15 protein-coding genes and 1 pseudogene are annotated in these 19,963 nt (G+C 69.2%); 12 read left to right on the forward strand and 4 right to left on the reverse strand.

Features of this window, described 5'->3' with window-relative positions; genetic code table 11:
- Positions 1 to 10 precede the first annotated feature (10 nt).
- The 3 genes and pseudogenes from thrS to L3Q67_RS25535 all read left to right on the forward strand — a co-directional run.
- Positions 11 to 2,029: a threonine--tRNA ligase gene (thrS, locus tag L3Q67_RS25525; RefSeq protein WP_499191637.1), complete on the forward strand. Its 2,019-nt coding sequence runs from the start codon at positions 11 to 13 to the stop codon at positions 2,027 to 2,029.
- Entirely contained in the window at positions 2,026 to 2,574 is a 549-nt protein-coding gene (locus L3Q67_RS25530) for an HIT family protein (RefSeq protein ID WP_499184001.1), read from the forward strand. The genes thrS and L3Q67_RS25530 overlap by 4 nt, the downstream gene beginning before the upstream one ends.
- A 184-nt stretch (positions 2,575 to 2,758) precedes the next feature.
- Positions 2,759 to 3,257 (forward strand): annotated as a pseudogene (locus L3Q67_RS25535) (IS5 family transposase); the annotation flags it as partial.
- A 207-nt stretch (positions 3,258 to 3,464) separates the two neighbouring features.
- Here the strand turns inward: L3Q67_RS25535 and L3Q67_RS25540 are convergent.
- Positions 3,465 to 4,013 carry a YceI family protein gene (locus L3Q67_RS25540; RefSeq protein WP_499184002.1) on the reverse strand — a complete coding sequence of 183 codons (549 nt, stop codon included), beginning with the start codon at positions 4,011 to 4,013 and terminating at the stop codon, positions 3,465 to 3,467.
- A 99-nt stretch (positions 4,014 to 4,112) separates the two neighbouring features.
- Here L3Q67_RS25540 and L3Q67_RS25545 point away from each other — a divergent pair, with 99 nt between their 5' ends.
- From L3Q67_RS25545 to L3Q67_RS25565, 5 genes are read left to right on the forward strand one after another with little or no spacing between them, the layout of a single operon-like run.
- On the forward strand, positions 4,113 to 4,688 hold the full coding sequence (locus tag L3Q67_RS25545; protein WP_499184003.1) for a MarR family winged helix-turn-helix transcriptional regulator: 576 nt from the start codon (positions 4,113 to 4,115) through the stop codon (positions 4,686 to 4,688).
- Positions 4,689 to 4,736: 48 nt separating this feature from the next.
- Positions 4,737 to 5,345 carry a phosphatidylinositol phosphate synthase gene (pgsA, locus tag L3Q67_RS25550; protein WP_209668199.1) on the forward strand — a complete coding sequence of 203 codons (609 nt, stop codon included), beginning with the start codon at positions 4,737 to 4,739 and terminating at the stop codon, positions 5,343 to 5,345.
- The gene (locus L3Q67_RS25555) at positions 5,342 to 6,259 is read left to right on the forward strand and encodes a phosphatidylinositol mannoside acyltransferase (protein ID WP_499184004.1); all 918 of its coding nucleotides are present in this window, start codon (positions 5,342 to 5,344) and stop codon (positions 6,257 to 6,259) included. The genes pgsA and L3Q67_RS25555 overlap by 4 nt, the downstream gene beginning before the upstream one ends.
- Positions 6,256 to 7,398, forward strand: coding sequence for a glycosyltransferase family 4 protein (locus tag L3Q67_RS25560; protein ID WP_499184005.1), 1,143 nt, complete (start codon positions 6,256 to 6,258; stop codon positions 7,396 to 7,398). Before L3Q67_RS25555 ends, L3Q67_RS25560 begins: the two co-directional genes overlap by 4 nt.
- On the forward strand, positions 7,395 to 7,898 hold the full coding sequence (locus tag L3Q67_RS25565; RefSeq protein ID WP_499184006.1) for an NUDIX hydrolase: 504 nt from the start codon (positions 7,395 to 7,397) through the stop codon (positions 7,896 to 7,898). The genes L3Q67_RS25560 and L3Q67_RS25565 overlap by 4 nt, the downstream gene beginning before the upstream one ends.
- A gap of 42 nt (positions 7,899 to 7,940) precedes the next feature.
- Here the strand turns inward: L3Q67_RS25565 and L3Q67_RS25570 are convergent, their stop codons facing one another.
- Positions 7,941 to 10,052 (reverse strand): elongation factor G, encoded by a 2,112-nt coding sequence (locus tag L3Q67_RS25570; RefSeq protein WP_499184007.1) that lies wholly within the window; start codon positions 10,050 to 10,052, stop codon positions 7,941 to 7,943.
- Positions 10,053 to 10,371: 319 nt separating this feature from the next.
- Between L3Q67_RS25570 and pdxS the strand changes: the two genes are divergently transcribed.
- Positions 10,372 to 11,244, forward strand: coding sequence for a pyridoxal 5'-phosphate synthase subunit PdxS (pdxS, locus tag L3Q67_RS25575; protein ID WP_499191638.1), 873 nt, complete (start codon positions 10,372 to 10,374; stop codon positions 11,242 to 11,244).
- A gap of 74 nt (positions 11,245 to 11,318) precedes the next feature.
- On the opposite strand, the gene L3Q67_RS25580 is transcribed toward pdxS, so the two are convergent.
- The gene (locus L3Q67_RS25580) at positions 11,319 to 12,854 is read right to left on the reverse strand and encodes a recombinase family protein (protein ID WP_499184008.1); all 1,536 of its coding nucleotides are present in this window, start codon (positions 12,852 to 12,854) and stop codon (positions 11,319 to 11,321) included.
- Positions 12,855 to 13,775: 921 nt separating this feature from the next.
- Between L3Q67_RS25580 and L3Q67_RS25585 the strand changes: the two genes are divergently transcribed.
- Genes L3Q67_RS25585 through L3Q67_RS25595 form a run of 3 tightly spaced genes read left to right on the forward strand, consistent with a single transcriptional unit; the run spans position 13,776 to position 16,506 of the window.
- On the forward strand, positions 13,776 to 14,285 hold the full coding sequence (locus tag L3Q67_RS25585; protein WP_499184009.1) for a PadR family transcriptional regulator: 510 nt from the start codon (positions 13,776 to 13,778) through the stop codon (positions 14,283 to 14,285).
- On the forward strand, positions 14,276 to 15,553 hold the full coding sequence (locus L3Q67_RS25590; protein ID WP_499184010.1) for a tetratricopeptide repeat-containing protein: 1,278 nt from the start codon (positions 14,276 to 14,278) through the stop codon (positions 15,551 to 15,553). Before L3Q67_RS25585 ends, L3Q67_RS25590 begins: the two co-directional genes overlap by 10 nt.
- Positions 15,550 to 16,506 (forward strand): sugar phosphate isomerase/epimerase family protein, encoded by a 957-nt coding sequence (locus L3Q67_RS25595; protein WP_499184011.1) that lies wholly within the window; start codon positions 15,550 to 15,552, stop codon positions 16,504 to 16,506. Before L3Q67_RS25590 ends, L3Q67_RS25595 begins: the two co-directional genes overlap by 4 nt.
- Before the next feature lie 86 nt (positions 16,507 to 16,592).
- Here L3Q67_RS25595 and L3Q67_RS25600 read toward each other — a convergent pair whose 3' ends face one another.
- Complete coding sequence (locus L3Q67_RS25600) at positions 16,593 to 19,376, reverse strand: ABC transporter substrate-binding protein (protein ID WP_499184012.1); 2,784 nt, start codon at positions 19,374 to 19,376, stop codon at positions 16,593 to 16,595.
- Positions 19,377 to 19,963: the final 587 nt, after the last annotated feature.

Here is a 19,963-nt window from a genome sequence, read left to right on the forward strand (position 1 = left end):
GTCCCAGCGCGTGGTGGTCGCCGCGGGCACCACGGCGAGCGCCGCGGTCCGGGAAGCCGGGCTGCCTGGCAAGGGCCCGGACGCGGTCGTGGTGGTCCGGGACACCGAGGGCAAGCTCCGGGATCTGGCCTGGGTGCCCGAATCCGACACCGAGGTCGAGCCGGTGGCGGCGAACACCGAGGACGGCCGCGCGGTGATCCGGCACTCCTGCGCCCACGTGCTCGCCCAGGCGGTGCAGCAGCAGTTCCCCGAGGCCAAGCTGGGCATCGGCCCGCCGGTCAAGGACGGCTTCTACTACGACTTCGCCGTGGACACCCCGTTCACCCCGGAAGACCTGCAGGCGCTGGAAAAGCGCATGAAGCAGATCATCAAGGGCTCGCAGCAGTTCTCGCGCCGGGTGCTGGAATCGGTGGAGGCGGCCAAGGCCGAGCTGGCGGACGAGCCGTTCAAACTCGAGCTGGTGGACATCAAGTCCGATGTGGACACTTCAGAGGTGATGGAGGTCGGCGGTGGCGAGCTGACCGTGTACGACAACCTCGACCCGCGCACCAAGGAGCGGGTGTGGGGAGACCTGTGCCGCGGCCCGCACCTGCCGACCACCAAGCACATCCCGGCCTTCAAGCTGACCCGTGTCGCGGCGGCCTACTGGCGCGGCAACGAGAAGAACCCGCAGCTGCAGCGCATCTACGGCACCGCGTGGGAGTCGGCGGAGGCCCAGGAACACCACCTGGAGATGCTGGCCGAGGCCGAGCGGCGCGACCACCGCAAGCTCGGCGCCGAGCTGGACCTGTTCTCCTTCCCCGACGAGATCGGCTCGGGGCTGGCGGTGTTCCACCCCAAGGGCGGGATCATCCGGCAGGAGCTGGAGAACTACTCGCGGCAGCGCCACGTCGAAGCGGGCTACGACTTCGTCAACTCGCCGCACATCACCAAGGCCTCGCTGTTCGAGATCTCCGGGCACCTCGGCTGGTACAAGGACGGCATGTACCCGCCGATGCACCTGGACGCGGAGTACAACGAGGACGGCACGGTCCGCCGCCCCGGGCAGGACTACTACCTCAAGCCGATGAACTGCCCGTTCCACGACCTGATCTTCCGCTCGCGCGGGCGGTCCTACCGCGAACTGCCGCTGCGCATGTTCGAGTTCGGCTCGGTGTACCGGTACGAGAAGTCGGGTGTGGTGCACGGCCTCACCCGCGTGCGCGGCATGACGCAGGACGACGCGCACATCTTCTGCACCCCCGAGCAGGTGCCCGGTGAGCTGCGCTCGCTGCTCGGCTTCGTGCTCGGCCTGCTGCGCGACTACGGGCTCGACGACTTCTACCTCGAGCTGTCCACGCGGAACGACGAGAAGTACGTCGGCACCGACGAGATGTGGGCGGAAGCCACCGAAACGCTGCGCGCGGCAGCTGCCGACTCCGGGCTGGACCTGGTGCCGGACCCGGGTGGCGCGGCTTTCTACGGACCCAAGATCTCGGTGCAGGCCAAGGACGCGCTCGGCCGCACCTGGCAGATGTCGACCATCCAGCTGGACTTCAACCTGCCCGAGCTGTTCGAGCTGGAGTACACCGCGGCGGGCGGCGAGCGGAAGCGGCCGGTGATGATCCACCGGGCGTTGTTCGGCTCCATCGAACGGTTCTTCGGCGTGCTCACCGAGCACTACGCCGGGGCGTTCCCGGCGTGGCTGTCGCCGGTGCAGGTGGTCGGCATCCCGATCGCCGACGAGCACACCGAGCACCTGCGCGGGGTGGAGAAGGCGTTGCGCACCAAGGGCGTCCGGGCCGAACTGGACCTCGGCGACGAGCGGATGCAGAAGAAGATCCGCACGCACACCATGCAGAAGGTGCCCTTCATGCTGCTCGCGGGCGGCAAGGACGTGGAGTCGGGCGCGGTGTCGTTCCGGTTCCGCGACGGCGGTCAGCTGAACGGGGTGCCGGTGGACGCCGCGGTCGAGGCGATCAGCGCGTGGATCGGCCGGCGCGAGAACACCTCGCCGTCGGCGGAGAGCTTCGGAGCGGTCCTCGCGTGAGTGGCCCGGAATTCGAGGCGCAGGACGGCGTCGGCGTGCCCGACGCGCTGCAGCGGCTGTGGACCCCGCACCGGCTCGCCTACATCCAGGGGGAGAACAAGCCGGAGGGCGACCAGCCGACCGGCTGCCCGTTCTGCCGCCTGGTCGACCTGGACGACGCCGACGCGCTGATCCTGGCACGCGGTGAGTCGGTGTACGCGGTGCTGAACCTGTACCCGTACAACCCGGGGCACCTGATGGTGGTGCCCTACCGGCACGTGGCCGACTACACCGACCTCACCGCTGAAGAGACGGTGGAGCTGGCGCGGTTCACCCAGCACGCCATGGGCGTGGTGCGGAAGGTCTCGGATGCGCACGGGTTCAACATCGGCATGAACCAGGGCGTCATCGCGGGCGCGGGGATCGCCGCCCACCTGCACCAGCACCTGGTGCCGCGCTGGGGCGGCGACGCCAACTTCATGCCGGTGGTGGGCCACACGAAGGTGCTGCCGCAGTTGCTGAACCAGACGCGCGACCTGCTGGCGAAGGCCTGGGAAAGCGCGTGACCCCTTAGCCGTCCCGGTCGTCGAGTGTGACTACGGCGGAGATGACCTTGTCAAGGCGGGAAAGATGCCCTGACGAGGTCATCTCCGCCGTGTTTTGGCTTGGATCAGTTCAGAATGAGCTGGCGCGTCGGCTTCGGCTGCGGTGTCGGATCTTCCAGCATTGTCGGATGCGTGAGCAGGTTTTGACCGGCGAGCTGTAGGCGCGGCTGGAGCTCAAAGGGGGGACCACACCGGGCCGAGCCCGGTCGACCGGCGCAAATCCGGCTCCAAGCACCACCTGATCACCGACACGCACGGCACTCCGCTCGCCGTCACGCTGACCGGAGGACATCGCAGGCGGCGTCACCCAGCTGATCCCGCTGCTCGACGGCGTCCCGCCCATTCGGGGCGTGGTCGGCAAGCCACGTCGGCTGCCGCAGCGGCTCTACGCCGACCGCGGCTATGACCACGACAAGTACCGGCGCTTGGTCCGAGCCCGTGGTGTCGCCCCGCTGATCGCCTGGCGCGGTGTCGAGCATGGTTCCGGCCTGGGCAAGATCCGCTGACCAGTCGAACGCACCTTTGCCTGGCTCAAAGGTTTCCGCAGGCTACGCATCCGCAGCGAACGTCGAGCCAGCATCCACCAAGCCATCCTCAGCCTTGCTTGCTCGATCATCTGCCTCCGCGAACTCATTCTGAACTGATCTCTTAGGCCCGGGGTGGGACGGGGGATCCGGGCGGATCCTCCGGTGGGCGCCCCGGGCGGCGGTCGCCGCCCCGCCGATGTCACGAATGTGGCTTTCGGGACGCCCACCCGTCGCTCGCCGCCACCTTCGACGGAGCTACGCACAGTCCTGTCCCGCGTCCCGAAGCCACCTTCGTGACACCGCCTGCCTGCTGGCGGGCACTGCTCAGCCCTGCAGGGCGGCCTCGATCTCGAGGGTGATCTTGACCTTCTCGCCGAGGAAGGCGTTGCCCTCCGGGCCGATGCCGAAGTCGCGGCGGGCCACGGTGGCCTCGGCGGACACGCCGATGGTGGTGGCGTTGTTGTTCGCCGGGTTCGGGCCGATGCCGTTGAACTCCGCCTCCAGGGTCACCGGCACGGTGACGCCACGCCAGGTCAGCTCACCGTCGATGAGGAACTCGTCGTCGTCGGCGCGGATGCCGGTGGAGCGGAACACGATCTTCGGGTGGTTCGCCGCGTCGAAGTACTCCTCGGTCTTGAGGTGCTCGTCGCGCGCGCCGACGCCGGTGCTGACGGAGGCGACCTCGATTTCGGCGGTCACCGAGGAGTCGAAAATGCTCTCCCCGGTCACGATCTGGCCACCGAACCGCTGGAAGCTGCCGCGCGACTTCGCCAGCCCGAGGTGCTTGACGCTGTAGGTGACCTCGGAGTGGGCGGGGTCGATGTTCCAGGTCCCGGTCACGTAACCAGGGATCTCGGTGGTGGGTGCGCTCATGGAAACGTCCTCCTAGGTTCTGCGAGGGAGCTGTAGTTGAACCCTCAACCACACCGTAGCGAATTATGGTTGAGCGTTCAACCAGGTATCATGGGCGGTATGACCGAACCGAGGTGGCTCACCGATGAGGAGCAGCGGGTCTGGCGCTCGTTCTCGGCCGCCGTCTCGATGCTGCGCGCCCACGTCGAAGGGCAGCTCCAGCAGCAGAGCGGCATGCCGCACACGTACTACGAAGTGCTCGTCGCGCTGTCGGAAGCGCCCGAGCGCACATTGCGGATGAGTGATCTTGCCGACGTTTCCCGGTCCTCGCGCAGCCGTCTCTCCCACGCGGTCTCCCGCCTGGAGGCCAACGGCTGGGTCCGGCGCTACTCGTGCGCCACGGACAAGCGCGGGGCGTGGGCGTCGCTGACGCCCGAAGGGTTCGCGGCGCTGGAAGCGGCCGCACCCGGGCACGTGGAAACGGTGCGGGAAAGCCTGTTCGACCCGCTCACCGGCGATCAGGTGCGGGCGCTGGGGGAGATCAGCGACGCGATCGTCGCCGGTCTCGCGGGCACCTGCGCCGAGGCCAAAGCCAGGGAGCTGATCGAGGAACCCTGCGCGGGCGAGCCGTGCGCCGAGGAGCCTCCAGCGCTTTCCGGCGAGCCGAAGGCCGGGACCCGGGGAGGCTCTGGATAGGCTGCGGGGGACCCCACCCTCCTCCAGCTAGGTCCGGCCACCACACTCATGCTCAACATCTTCGCGCGTGCCTCGGTCTCCCGCGTCACCGATCCCATCGGCGCGGTGCTGGTCCGTGCCGGGCTGACCCCGAACGTGATGACCGTGGCGGGCACCCTCGGCGCGATGATCAGCGCGCTGGTCTTCTTCCCGAACGGCTGGCTGCTCACCGGCACGTTCACCGTGTGGGGCTTCGCCATGCTGGACCTGCTCGACGGCGCGATGGCCAGGGCGCGCGGCCACGGCACCCCGTTCGGCGCGGTGCTGGACGCCACCTGCGACCGGCTGGTCGACGGCGCGCTGTTCGCCGCGATCGCCTGGTGGTGCTTCACCATCGGGGACAACCACCGCGCGGCCGCGGCCGCGTTGATCTGCCTGGTGCTGGCCCAGGTCATCTCGTATGTGAAGGCGCGGGCCGACGCCTCCGGGCTGGCCGCGGACGGCGGGCTCGTCGAGCGCGCCGAACGGCTGATCATCTCGCTGGTCGGCACCGGGCTGATGGGGCTGGGCGTGCCGCACGCGGTCGAGGTGTCGCTGTGGCTGCTCGCCGTGCTCTCGGTGATCACCCTGTTGCAGCGGCTGGCCGCAGTGGCCAAATCGGCGCGGGAGGCCGGATGAGCCTCGCCGGCCGGATGACGGACCTCGCCTACGCGGCGGGCTGGCGCGTCTCGCGCATGTTGTCCGAACCGGCCGCCGACGCGGTCTTCTCCCTCGGCGCCGACCTGGCCACCTGGCGCGGCGGGCCGAGCGTGCAGCAGCTGCGCCGGAACCTGGCCAGGGTGGTGCCCCGCGCCGACCAGGCCGAGCTGGACGAACTGACCAAGCGCGCGATGCGGTCCTACGCGCGGTACTGGCGCGAAAGCTTCCGGCTGCCGTCGATGGACCCCGAGGTGGTCCGCGAGAAGGTCGCCTCGGCCATCACCGGCGTGGAGAACCTGGACGCCGCGCTCGCCGAGGGCAACGGCGTGGTGTTCGCCCTGCCGCACACCGGGAACTGGGACGCCGCCGGGGTCTGGCTCACCGGCTACCTCGGCGGGTTCACCACGGTGGTCGAACGGCTCAGACCGGAGTCGCTGTTCCGCCGGTTCGTCGCCTTCCGCGAGTCGCTCGGCTTCGAGGTCGTGCCGCTGACCGGCGACAGCGCCGCGTTCCGCGTGCTGCTGAAGCGGTTGCGCGAAAACAAGGCCATCTGCCTGATCGGCGACCGCGACCTGACCCGGTCCGGGATCGACGTGACCTTCTTCGGCGAGCACACCCGGATGCCGCCCGGCCCGGCGCGGCTCGCCGCGACCACCGGCGCCGCGCTGATCCCCGTCGGCTGCTGGTTCACCGACGGCGGCTGGCAGATCCGGATGCACCCGCGGATCCGGGTGAACGCGCGGGCCGAGGTGCCCGCCGCCACCCAGGCGCTGGCCGACATCTTCGCCGGTGACATCGCCGCGCACCCGGCCGACTGGCACATGCTGCAGCCGTTCTGGACCGCCGACTACCCCGGCGGCCTGCCGGAAGAGGCGGAGGCGGGCCAGGCATGAGGGTCGGCGTCGTCTGCCCGTACTCGTTCGACGTGCCAGGCGGGGTCCAGGGGCACGTGGTCGACCTCGCCGAGGCGCTGCTCGAACGCGGCCACGAGGTCTCCGTGCTCGCCCCCGCCGACGAGGACGCCGACCTGCCCGCCTTCGTGCACCCGGCTGGCCGGGCGCTCGGCATCCCGTACAACGGCTCGGTGGCGCGCCTGCAGTTCGGCCCGGTGTCCTACGCGCGCGTCCGGCGGTGGTTGCGGGACAACGACTTCGACGTGCTTCACCTGCACGAGCCCGCGGTGCCGAGCCTGTCGCTGCTGGCGCTGAAGATCGCCGACGGCCCGATCGTGGCCACCTTCCACACGGCCACGCCGCGCTCGCGCACGCTTTCGGCGTTCCAGCCGGTGTTGCGGCCGTTGCTGGAGAAGATCACCGCGCGCATCGCCGTCTCGGCGCTGGCGCGCCGGGTGCAGGTCGAGCATTCCGGCGGTGACGCGGTGGAGATCCCGAACGGGGTGGACGCCGCGTTCTTCGCCGACGCGAGCCCGCTCGACGGTTATCCGCGCAGCGGCGGCACGGTCGGCTTCGTCGGGCGGTTCAGCGAGCCGCGCAAGGGCATGGGCGTGTTGCTCGAAGCGCTGCGGGCGCTGCTGCCGGATTTCCCCGAACTGCGCGTGCTGGTGATCGGCCGCGGTGACGAAAAGGCGCTGGTGCGCGAAGCCGGTCCGGAGCTGGCGCCACACCTGGAACTGCTCGGCCAGGTCGACGACCGGACCAAGGCGCGGGCCCTGCGCAGCGTGGACGTCTACTGCGCGCCCAACACCGGCGGCGAAAGCTTCGGCATGATCCTCACCGAGGCGATGGCGGCGGGCACCTGCGTGCTCGCCAGCGATCTCGACTCGTTCCGCCGCGTGCTCGACGACGGCCGCGCGGGCCTGCTCGCCACCACCGGTGATCCGGCGGCGTGGACGGTGGCGCTGCGCGAACTGCTCGGTGATCCTGCCCGGCGCGCCTCGCTGGCCGCGGCGGCGGGGGAGCGGGTGACCATCTACGACTGGTCCGTGGTCACCACCCAGGTGCTGCGGGTCTACGAGGCGGCGATCGCGGCCGACCCGCGGCGCGTCCGCCCGGACGTGGAGCCCGTCTTGTGACCACCCTGATCGTGCTGCTCGCCGCGGCGGCGGTGGCGATCGTGCTGTTCGGGTTGTTCCTGGTCGCCACGGCCAACCGCCTGGACCGGCTGCACGTGCGCACCGACGCCTGCTGGGCCGCCCTCGACGCGGCACTGGCGCGGCGGGCGGTGGTGGCGCGCGCGGTCGCCGCGGCGGGGGACCAGTCGGACACGCGGGCCGCGCGCCTGCGCGAGGCCGCCGCGCGCGCCGAAGGGGCCCCGCGCTCCGAGCGCGAGGCCGAGGAGAACGAACTCACCCGTCTTCTGTCCGAAGTGGACCGCTCGGTACTACCGACCGGCCTGGCCGAGGAACTCGACGACGCCGGTTACCGGGTGGTCATCGCGCGCCGGGTGCACAACGACGCCGTGCGAGACACCCTCGCCCTCCGGCGACGGCGCAAGGTCCGCTACTTCAAACTCGCCGGAACCGCGCCGCAACCGGAGTACTTCGAAATCGCCGAACCGGACCTGCCCGCCTGACGATTGCTGTGAGTGGGGCAGTACTGGAGCGGCGTGGTCGCGTCAGCCGGACTTCACCGCTCCTTCCGGCATCGGGTCGAAGCGCGAGTGCCGCCGGGTGAAGGTGGCTGTGCCCGAGGTCAGTGCCCGCAGGTCGATGGCGTAGCGCAGCAGTTCGGTCGCGGGGACCTCGGCGCGGATGACCGTGCGCCCGCCTTCGGCCGTCTCGGTGCCCAGCACCCGGCCGCGCCGGGACGACAGGTCGCCGAGCACGGTGCCGAGGTGTTCGTCCGGCAGGTGCACCGCGACCTCGTCGACCGGTTCGAGCAGTGCGACGCGGGCCTTCGAGGCGGCGTCCTTGAGCGCCAGCGCCCCGGCGGTCTGGAAGGCGGCGTCGGAGGAGTCCACGCTGTGCGCCTTGCCGTCGACCAGGGTGACCTTGATGTCCACCACCGGGTGTCCCTCGGCGAGCCCGCGCGTGAGTTGCGCGCGCACGCCCTTCTCCACGCTCGGGATGAACTGGTGCGGCACCGCGCCGCCGACCACCCGGTCGACGAACTGGAACCCGCCGCCCCGCGGCAGCGGTTCGACCTCGATGTCGCACACGGCGTACTGCCCGTGCCCGCCGGACTGCTTGACGTGCCTGCCGTGCCCGGCCGCGTGGCCGGCGAAGGTCTCGCGCAGGCTGACCCGCACCGGCTCGGTCTCGATCTCGGCGCCACCGGACCGCAGGCGCGAGAGGACCACGTCGGCGTGCGCCTCGCCCATGCACCACAGCACCAGCTGCGCGGTCTCGGCGTTGCGGTCCAGCCGGAGCGTCGGATCACCGGCGACCAGGCGGGACAGGTTGCGCGCCAAGGTGTCCTCGTCGCTGCGTTTCTTCGCCACCACGGCGACCGGGAGCAGCGGTTCGGGCATCGGCCACGGTTTCATCAGCAGCGGCTGGTCCGGGGAGGACACCGTGTCGCCGGTTTCCGCCGAGCTCACCTTGGTCAGCGCGCACAGGTCGCCCGCCACGCAGTACGGCACCTCACGCAGGTTCGCGCCCAGCGGCGAGTACAGGTGCGCGACCCGCTCGTCGGCGTCGTGGTCCTCGTGCCCGCGTTCGGCGAGCCCGTGCCCGGAGACGTGCACCGGCCGTTCGGGGCGCAGCGTCCCGGAGAAGACGCGGACCAGCGACACCCGGCCGACGTAGGAGTCCACCGCGGTGCGCACGACCTCGGCGGCGAGGGGGCCCGCCGGGTCGGCGCTGAGCCGGGGGTGGGGGATGCCGTCAGGAGAGGTGACCTCGGGCAGCGGGTGTTCCAGCGGCGACGGGAACGCCCGCGCCATGCCGTCGAGCAGTTCGCCCAGGCCCAGCCCGCTCTGCGCGCACACCGGGACGACGGGGTGGAAGGTGCCCTTGGCGACCGCGGCCTCGAGGTCGGCGATCAGCGTGGCCTCGGGAATCTCCTCGCCGCCGAGGTACCGGTCCATCAGGCCCTCGTCCTCGCTCTCGGCGATGATGCCCTCGATCAGCTCGTTGCGGGCGTCGGTGAGGCGGTCGAGGTCGGCCGGGTCCGGTTCGCCGATCTTGGCCGGAAACCCGCCGGAGTAGTCGAAGTACCGCTGGGTGATCAGGCCGATCAGGCCCTCGCGGGCGGGCAGGTACAGCGGCAGCACCCCGTTGCCGAAGGCGGCCTGGCAGGCGGCGATCTCGGCGTCGGCGTCGGCGCGCTGGTGGTCGAGCCGGGCGATCACCACCGCGCGCGGCATGCCGACCGCGGCGCACTCCTCCCACACCGCGGTGGTCGCGGCGTCCACGCCCTCGGCCGCGCAGACCACGAAGAGCGCGGCGTCCGCGGCCCGGAGCCCGGCGCGCAGTTCACCGACGAAGTCCGCGTAACCCGGGGTGTCGATCAGGTTGATCTTGATGCCGTCGTGCAGCAGCGGGGCCACCGCCAGCCCGACCGAGCGCTGCTGCCGCACGGCGGCGGGGTCGTGGTCGCACACCGTGGTCCCGTCCACCACCGAACCGGCCCGCGAGACCGTGCCCGAAGCGGCCAGCAGCGCCTCGGTCAAAGTGGTCTTACCCGAACCGGAAGGCCCGACGAGCACCACGTTGCGCACGTTGGCCGGGTCGTCCACAGCGACCGCGGCCCCGGTTTCTCCGTTCTTCGAGTGCTTTTCGGCCATGACGGCCTCCCTGCGTCGACGTCGGCTCGGGTGTGTGGCCTCGATCACACACCCGGACGGACAGTGACCACAAGGCACCGGCGCAACAAGCACCCGGGTGGCGCGGCTTCGGTCGAGTGGCCTGCTCGACCACCAGGCCATTCGCCCGAAGTGGCCTGCCGAGATAGCCACTCACTGGCCTGTGGGAAGAGGCCACGTCGGTCGTATCTTCGACTTCGGATCCCCGGAAGAAGTTCTCGTGAAAGGCCCTGCCGTGTCTGACGTCCAGTCCACCAGTTCCCCCTCGCCCGAAACCGGCACCGCCCGCGTCAAGCGCGGCATGGCCGAGATGCTCAAGGGCGGCGTGATCATGGATGTGGTCACCGCCGAGCAGGCCAAGATCGCCGAGGACGCCGGCGCGGTCGCGGTGATGGCGCTCGAGCGCGTCCCGGCCGACATCCGCGCGCAGGGCGGGGTGGCCAGGATGAGCGACCCCGACCTGATCGACGGCATCATCGAGGCGGTCTCCATCCCGGTGATGGCCAAGGCCAGGATCGGCCACTTCGTCGAGGCGCGGGTGCTGCAGGCGCTCGGGGTGGACTACGTCGACGAGTCCGAGGTGCTCACCCCGGCCGACTACGCCAACCACATCGACAAGTGGGCGTTCACCGTGCCGTTCGTCTGCGGGGCGACGAACCTGGGCGAGGCGCTGCGCCGGATCAACGAGGGCGCGGCGATGATCCGCTCCAAGGGCGAGGCTGGCACCGGGGACGTGTCCAACGCGACCACGCACATGCGCAAGATCCGCGCGGAACTGCGGCGGCTGTCGTCGCTGCCCGAGGACGAGCTCTTCGTGGCCGCCAAGGAGCTGCAGGCGCCCTACGAGCTGGTCAAGGAGGTCGCCCAGAAGGGCAAGCTGCCGGTGGTGCTGTTCACCGCCGGCGGCATCGCCACCCCGGCCGACGCCGCGATGATGATGCAGCTGGGCGCCGAAGGCGTGTTCGTCGGCTCCGGCATCTTCAAGTCGGGCAACCCGGCGCGCCGGGCCGAGGCGATCGTCAAGGCGACCACCTTCCACGACGACCCCGACATGCTGGCGAAGGTCTCGCGCGGGCTCGGCGAAGCGATGGTCGGCATCAACGTGCCGTGGTCTGAAAATGCGGACACAACGGTCCGCACGGAGTTCACCCGGCTGGCCGAGCGCGGCTGGTAAAGCCCACCTCGGTCGATCGAGAGGCCCTGTGGACGGACTGTCCACGGGGCCTCCTGTGAAGAGCCAAAGAAGGCTCAGGTCACTTTTCGATAGGGGTTGTTCGCCCAGAGGCCGATCACGTGGAGACGACCGGTGAGACCATCCCGCCGCACGTCCGCGCGATGGACGTAGATCCGCTTCACCACAGATCGCAGCGCTTCGTTCACCATGCCCGTGTCAGCGCCGGACCACATCGTGGTCAGGTCCTTGAACCACTCCATCGTGGGAATCGACGGTGCCGTGTTCTCGCTGCGCAATGCCCCCGCCTTCGCCGTGAGTGTCGTGATCTCGGCCATGATCTCGTCGCGCTTCTCCCGGAACTCAGCCTGCAGGTCGCCGACCTCGCCGGCGGCGTCGAGGAGCACGTCGAGCAGTCGCTGCCGCCGGGCCTTGAGCCGGGCGATCTCGACATCGATGGCAGTGGCATTGGCTAAGGCCTTCTCCCGCTGGCTCTGCTGCTCGAGAGCTCTGGCGAAGTCCTCTTCTCCTCGTGCGTTGCGCCCGAGCCAGGCGAGCATGCTCTCTTCGGCGATCGACTGACGGATCGCGACCGGTGAGGGACACAGGATGGTGGTCTGGTTGTTGTGCTTGTCCCGGTCGCACTCGTACCCTCGGAAGCGCTTCCCGCGTTTCGTCGACCAGTAGATGCGCATCTTGCGCCCGCAGGAAGCGCAGTACAGCAGCCCCGAGAGCTTGGTGGCCGGCGCAGCCTCGCGCGGAGCAGCCCGTCTGGCACGGCGCTGTACGTACGCCTCCCAAGTGCTCCGCTCGATAACGGTTTGATGCGCGCCCGGGTGGTAGGACACGAGATTCGGATCGTCGGTGTTGGGGTCCGCCCCGCGACGGTCGATGATCAGGCCCGCTCCGAAGCCCGAATCGAGGATCTTCCGCAAAGTCCTGCTGGTGAAGCGGCCTCCGGTGACGGTGGTGATGCCGTTCTCGTTGAGCTCGAAGACGAGTTTCGTGATCGTCTTGCCTGAGACGAACTCCTCGTAGCACTTCTGAAGCCACGGCCCCGTCTTCGGGTCCACGGTGTAGACGAGGCTCGGGTCATCGTCGCGACCTATGTCGTCGTTCTTGACATAGCCGAAGCGGGGGCCGCCGCTGTGCGGCAGGCCTCGATCCCGCCGGTAATCGTGGATTTCCGTCCACGTCTCGCCTATCTGATCCGACTGCAACTGCGCGATGGCGAGCATCTGGGTCAGGGAGAACCGGCCCATCGGCGTCTCGATGTCGTCGAGGTTCTCCGTCGCCGAGGCGATGAAGCCGCCGGCCTCGTGCAGTTCGTAGACGTTGAGCATCGAGTCGATCAGGTTGCGCCCCCACCGGCTCACCTTCCACACCAGGATCCCGTCGGCCTCGCCGCGCCGGACGCGGTCGATGCTGCGGGAGATCTGACGCTTGGTGGCCTCCCGGCCGGACTTGTCCAGGTCCGTGATTGGCTCACCGACGATGATTAAGCCCTCGCGCGCGGCCCACTTCCGGCACACGTCTTCCTGGACCTCATCGGAGATGAGGGTGTCCGCCCGGTTTCCGATCTTCGAGACTCGGATGTAGAGCAGAACCCGCATGCCCGGCTTCCACTGCTTGCGTCCGCGGCCGGTGTGTCTGGGCCGCCTCATGTCGTCAACCTGCACGGGCTGGCCGAGTGGGTTGGTAACAGCCGGACGGTCGCTCCGTTTTCTCGTCAGAGATCGGCGCCAACGGTGAGCGATGGAGCGCTTCGCCTGTATTGCTACCGCGTTGACCGCCCGTTTCAGCAGTACGCAGGTCGCTCTCGGACGTGTCCACGACGCGATTTCGCAGCTGTGCAGGGCACGTCGCCGTCAACATCTCCGTCGTTGGCCGCCGGGCTGGCGTGTCCTGCACGTCCTCTGCTCCAATCCGGAGACGCGAAGCGCAGTTGCACCGGCCATCGCGGAGACCGATGAGCGGCGCAACCAGGCGCTCGCGGACCAGGGCCAGCAAGTGACGGTCTGGCGGGGGCGAGCGCTCGACGCCACGATGACCTGGCTTCGGTGTCCCACTTCGCTTAAGCCGGTGGCCCAACCCGAACCGATGGCTGGGTCGCGGTCAGACATCGCTGAACGTTTCAGGTGACAATGGTTCCAACTTGCGCGCCGAGATGTACTGCCGCTTCGTGTTCTTGGGACTCTGGCCGGGGCCCTGTCTGCGTCGCGGGCCACGGAGGATGGGGCGGCGGCTACGGCCGCGTCGCCGGTGACTGCCGGTCGTCGTGCTGCCGGTGTATCGCGAAACCTTCGCCTCCTGCCTGGACTGGCTCGCCGAGGGCAACCACCTCGACACTGAAGGCTTGAGTTTCGTGCTCATCACCCATTCGCCAGGACGATCCGCGGCATCACCGCAGTCGAGACCCGCAGGCAACCTTCGAGCACGTTGGGTGAGAGTACATCACCTTTGGTAACCATGGGGCGACGGTGTGCTGCTGCCGGGCTTGCGTGCAGGGATGCGACGAAAGACGCCGGGAGTCCATGATCACCGCGATCCCGCCACGAGGCACCCGGTTCCTCGAAGTGGACAAGGGCATCAGCTACGCAGCACCAGCAATGGCGCACGAAGACGTGTCCGCGGCCGAGGAAGGGTGGCGCCGCACACCCCCCCTATGTAAGACTCTTACTATGACCTCGTTGCGGATCACCACGGCGGTGGCGAGCGTGTTGCGGTCCTTCCTCGAAGACCCCTCGCGTCCCCGCTACGGCTACGACCTGATGCAGGACATCGGCTTTCCCAGCGGGAAGCTGTATCCGATCCTGGCTCGCCTGCACAACGCCGGAATCCTGATCAAGGAGAAGGAGCAGATTGACCCGGTCGCCGCCGGTCGGCCGGCACGGATGATGTACCGGCTCAGCCCCGAGGGCGAGCCGGTGGCGCGCCGGGAGCTCGCCACCCTGACGGCCCGGCTCAGCCTGCCCGAGTCCCTCGCTCCGCGCCCGGAATGGGTTTCGCGGCGCCACCAGGGGAGGGAACTGGGATGGATCTGACCATGATCCTGGTCGGCGGCGCGATCACTGTGGCGGGCACACTGCTGGCCCTGATCGGCGCGGACCTGCTCAGCGAGGAGATCCGCACCCGGATCCAGCAGTTGCCGTTGTGGCTGCTGCGCCGGGCCGCCCGCTCGCTCCCTCCGGAACTCAACAGCGTCTACGAGGACGAATGGCGGCCTGAGTTGATGAGTACCTTGCAGAACGACCGCTGGGGTCCGATCACCCGACTGGCCCGCGGCACAGCTTTCGCCTGGTCGCTTTACGCGCGGCGCTCAGCTGCGGGTATAGCGACCGCTGAGCGCTCCGGACCGCTCAGCGCTCTGGCCGGCCTTCCCGATCTGCGGACCTTGTCCCGGTCGCGGCGGCGTCGGATCGGCCAGCATGCCGACGAACTCCGCGACACGCTGCGCGACGCGGCGCGCACACCTGATTCCGACCGGGCCGAGCAGCTGCTCAGGGTGACCGTCACCGCGTCCCAAGCGCTCCTCGATGACCGCGACGAGCACACCGCGCACACGCTGACCAGGACTGCGCTGCCGCTGAGCGGCCAGCTTGCCCCCGGCCATCCCGCCGTGCTCGACTTGCGCCGCGTCCACGCCTTCACCCATCTACAACGCGGCGACCACACCCAGGCCGAGTCACTGCTGCTGGACCTGCACGCGGACGAAGTCCGGGCGTTCGGTCACCGCGATCCTCGCACTGTGCCGACCCTGCGCGTGCTGCACTGGACCCGGGCCATGGCCGGACGCGCCACCGAGGCCGAAACCGGGTTGCGCGAACTGGACCACCAGCTGAGCCGCGACACCGAGACCGACCCGCGACTACGCCTGCACGTGCGCTGCATGCACTCGTGGACGCTCGGGCAAACAGGACAGCTCGACGCGGCCATCGGCGCCTACCACCAAGTCGCGCGCGACCGCGCTGAACTCCTCGGTGACCGGCACCCCGACACCCTGGACACCCGGCACTCCCTGGGCAAGCTGTACGTCCTCGCCGGCCGTGGTGCCGCGGCCACCGCCGTTCTGCAGCCACTGCGGCGTGATCGAACAGCGGTCCAAGGCCGCCGCCATCCTGACACCCTGGAAACCTGTAAATACCTCGCGCTGGCCACATGGCAAGCCCACCCGCGGCGACTGCGCAGGACCAGACGGGCACTGCGCCGGATCCTGGCCATCCAGTGGAACCGCCGCCCGGGACCCGAGCATCCGCACACCCTTGACACCCAACACTGGCTGGCCACCCTGACCACCACGGAGACACCATGAAACTCGGGCTGCTCACCGCCTGCCTGCCCTTCATGTCGCTGGAGCACATCGCCCGCGCCGCGGCCACCGCCGGATTCAGCAGCCTCGAGATCGCGGCCTGGCCCACGGCGAGCCAGCACCCGCACCAAGCCGCCCACCTCGACGTGGCCGCGTTCACCACCGCCGACGCGCAACGGGTCCAGCACCTGATGCAGCACCACGGGCTGTCCATCGCCGCCCTGACCTACTGCGAGAACAACCTGCACGAAAACCGCGCCGAACGAGAGCGCATCCACCAGCACCTGCGCCACTGCATCGACGCCGCCGCGATGCTGCAGGTGCCGGCTGTGACCACTTTCATCGGCCGTGATCACTCCACCTCGATCACCAGCAGCCTCACGCAAGCCGAAACCCAGCTACGGCCCCTGACCGACTACGCGGCCGCCCGCGGTGTGCGCCTGCTGGCGGAGAACTGCCCGATGGAAGGCTGGCACCCCGACGGCCAGCCCGGCAATCTGGCTTACTCCCCGGAACTGTGGGACTGGATGCGCGAACTCGGCTTCCACCTGGCCTTCGACCCCTCTCACCTGCCCTGGCTGGGCATCGACCCCTACGACGCCCTCGACCACGCCCTCGACCGCGGCATGGTCGAACACGTCCACGCCAAAGACATCCAGATCGACCACCGCGCCCGCACCCACCACGGCGTTTTCGGCAAAACCGTCCACCGCGCATCACCCACCGACGTCGGCTGGTGGCAGTACCGCGTCCCCGGCCGCGGCATCCTGGACTTCAACCGCCTCATCGGCCAGCTCTACACTGCCGGCTACGACGGAGTCGTCGCCGTGGAACACGAAGACCCCATCTGGAGCGGCACCCCGGACAAAATCTGGCAAGGACTCACCATCGCCACCACCACCCTCGCCCCCCTCATCGTTGCCGACCTCCCCAACCAGGGACTGGCCCGCACCTGACTCAAGGCGACGTCGCCGGTATTCCTGCTGCCGGCGATGCGCCTCCACAGCGTCCATCGAGACATGGCCAATACTTGGCGCAATCCTCATCCCGCGCAGAGGTCGCTCGCCGGTGTGGGAGAAGCGCCGCTCATGGTCTCGGGTGGACGGCCGCAGTAGCCGGCGATCCGGACACCGCCGCCGGGGCGTGCCGGGTCCACGCTCATCACGGCAAGGAATTTGTTTTCCGGTATCCCGCGCACGGTCGCGTTTCGGAAGTCGATGACCCCGCTTTCGCCGGCGAACTCGATGTCGTACAGCCTGGAGACCAGGTGCACGGCCTTGGGTTGCTTGCCTGGGGATGACGCGGTGATGAAGGCGGACAGGGTGTCGTAGGCCAGTGCGGCATGGCCGTCGAGTGTCGGGTTGAGGCCGGCTGCGCAGGCTTCGGGGAACGCCTTGGTGAGGTTGCTGGCCAGTCCGCCGGTGCCCGTGCAACCGAGGGTGCCGACCCCGAAGGAGATGTAGGCGAAGGGTACGTCGGTGACCTGGAGCAGTTCGTTGTCCGCGACATAGCGGGAGACGTCGTCGCTGGCGATGATACGCGGCGGCGTGAGCTGTGGGCAGCGTCCGATGGCGCGCAGCATCGTGCCGAAGTCCACCGGGCGACCGGCGAAGAAGATGGCTTCGTCCGGTGCGGTGCGGCACAGCCGTTCCCCGACCTCCTGCATGTTCTCGTTCTTGGTCCCGGACGGCGAGAAGGTTTCCTTCTCGACGGTGAACCCGGCCTCGGCCAGTTTCGTCGACGCGACCGTGCCGAGGTTCGTGCTGTAGATGTCACGGGTGTCGGCTGACTGCACCACGCGCACTGCCGACGGCACTGGTCCGTGGTCGGCGTCGCGCAGGAACCGGGCGATCACCTCGACCTCGCGGCTGTTCTGCGGCGCTACCTGGAAGTAGATCCCGGATTGCCCGGGCAGCTGGTCCGCGGACAGGGTGGCGGCGATCATCGGCAATCCGGCTTCCCCCACCGCGCTGATCGCGGCGGCGGTGGCTTCCCGGCTCTGCGCCAGGCCGATGACCCCCACGATGCTCGGATCGTCGTCGGCGAGGTCCCGGATGAAAACCGCCACCCGTTCCCCGGCCTGCATTTCGTTGCCCCCGTTGGCGAGCAGAATGCGCACCAGCGGTTCCTGCCCCGAGTCCAGCGCCTCGCGCTGCCGGGCGGCGACGCCCATCAGCCGTTCCTTCTCCGAAGCCAGCGTGTACCGCTCCGCGCTGAAGGCCGAGAAGTAGACCAGCGTCAGATAGGGCCGCTCGGGCACCTGCTCGTGGATTCTGGCCACTTCGGCGTTCTGCTCGACGATCTTTTCCTGCACCCGGGTGAACTGGTGGACGTTGCCCTCATTGTTCTGCCCGGCCAGCGCGCTTCCGGTCAACGCGATCGGCTCGCTGCTCACGCCGACGCACTGGCCGTCGAGCGTGCCGTCGTCGAACACCTCGAGCGTCGAGTGGTTGTCGTTGAACAGGCTCGTGCCGCAATGCGCTTGCACGTCTGAGTAGGCCCACCAGGCCGCTCCACCGAGGAGCAGCACCGCGACCGCGGCCAGCACGCTCTTGCGTGACCACAGTGGCGACTTCGGCACCTCCAGGTGGTGGTTGGGGTCGGGGGCCTCCTCCGCTTCCGACGCCGTTTCCGGCACGGCGATCGACATGTACCAAGCAGCCGGTTCACGTTTCCGGGTGCTGCTGCGGAAGTTGTCCTGCCAAGCCTGGTAGGCCGTGCCCGGGTCCTGGTGCGCCTTCTCGCCGGGTTCGGCGAACTCGTTCGGGCGCAGGGCACGAGGTGGTACCCGGTGGCTGCCGCTGACGAAGACCACGGGATCGAACGCGCCGGTCTCGTTGCGGACGTCGTTGATCGCTTTGAAGAGCAGGTAGCCGCCGTTCTGGCGGCTGATGTTGTCCAGCAGTACCACGACGTAGGTGGTGCGACGGGCGTTGCGTGGTCGCCACGGTGGTCGCCGATAGGTGGCCCGCAGATCCTCGAGAAAGGCGTTCACCAGGAGTCGCAACAGTTGTCCGGGATCCTCACGCTGGTTCCCCGGCCGCTCGGCGACCGCCAGCGTGGACGCGATCCGCTCGGCGAAACCCAGGACCGTTCCCGGATCGTGCGGCGCCAGGTACGGCTGGCGCAGCAACCAGCGGTACTCGGTGCCGATGACCGGAACACCGGCGTTGAGCCGTATGCGGAACCACAGTGCGGGACCGAAGCGGAGCACCACCTGCGCCCACCACGGCAGGGGCGGCGCAGTGTCCGCGGCGGCCTCGGGCAGGGCATCGAGCTTCCGCCTGCCGAGGTCACGCTGACGCAGCTTGTCGAACAGCAGATCGCGCAGCACCCGGTCCGGACGCTCGGGGTCACCGCTGAAAGTGCTCTTCATCAGCCAGTACACCAGGTGGAAGCGCGGGCACCGGAACCGCCCGTGCACCGCGTTCCCCGTCGAGGAAAGCTGGTGCACAACGCTGAGCAGGACGGCCGCCACGCCGGCGACGTCAGCCTCGGTGACCGCCCGGACTTCTCCGGCCTGCGCCGTCTGCGTCGGGTCGGCCCTGGGAAAGGCGTAGTACGCGTACGGGATCCGCTTGGGTTGCGCTCCGGCCAGGTACTCGGTCAGACGGTCCAGGATTGCTTCCTGCTCGACCCCGCGCACCAGGCACATCATCGGGATACCCGGGCGGCGGGCCCGGCGCCTCGACGCGTCTTTCTCCGGCGCCTCGCGAAAGCGAGGTCGGCTGGTGAGCGATTTCAGAACGGCGAGCAGCTGCCGCAGTCCGCCGATCGCCACCGGAGCGGTCGCCTGCTGCGACTCTCTGCGCCCCGCGACCACCATTCGGCTCCCCCCATCGATGTGGCGCCCCCTCGGTGCGGCATCCGTGACCAAGCCACAGATTGTAGCCGTAGGATCACCGTTGGCGAAGCTTCGTAACCAGTCGTCGGCTCGGTGGAGTGTTGGGTGACGCATCGAGCGCGCTGGTCGCTTGGTCGGCCAACAGGATCGCGAGTTCGGCCAGCAGATTGGCGACCTCGTGCTGCGCAGTAGCGGGTAGTTCTCCGGCCAGCTCATCCACCCTCCGGCCTTTTGCCGGAGGAGTCGAGGGCGCGCGCCGGAGTGTTACGGGATCACCGATGTAGCGCGGTTGGCGCTGGGTGAGTGCACGTAGAGCCATCCGAGCTGTGCCACAGTTCTCCGTGTGCTGATGCGGGTGGCAGCGGAGGACTTCGACGCACCTCGCGGTGGCCCGCCAGCGGGGCTTGGACAACGGTATTCACAGCGGAAGCTTGGGGTTCACCCCGCCGACGGGTGGCGGCCTGCACCGCACCAGGTACATCTGCTCGGTGTCGGCGGTGACCGCCAGATCGTGCACCCTGACGACGGTGAGGTTCGGGCGCGTCGGGCCGGGGTGCTCCGATTGCTAC

Origin of the sequence: Saccharothrix sp. AJ9571, from assembly GCF_021725495.1 — a bacterium.
In the GTDB taxonomy this organism is placed as follows: Bacteria; Actinomycetota; Actinomycetes; order Mycobacteriales; family Pseudonocardiaceae; genus Amycolatopsis; species Amycolatopsis magusensis.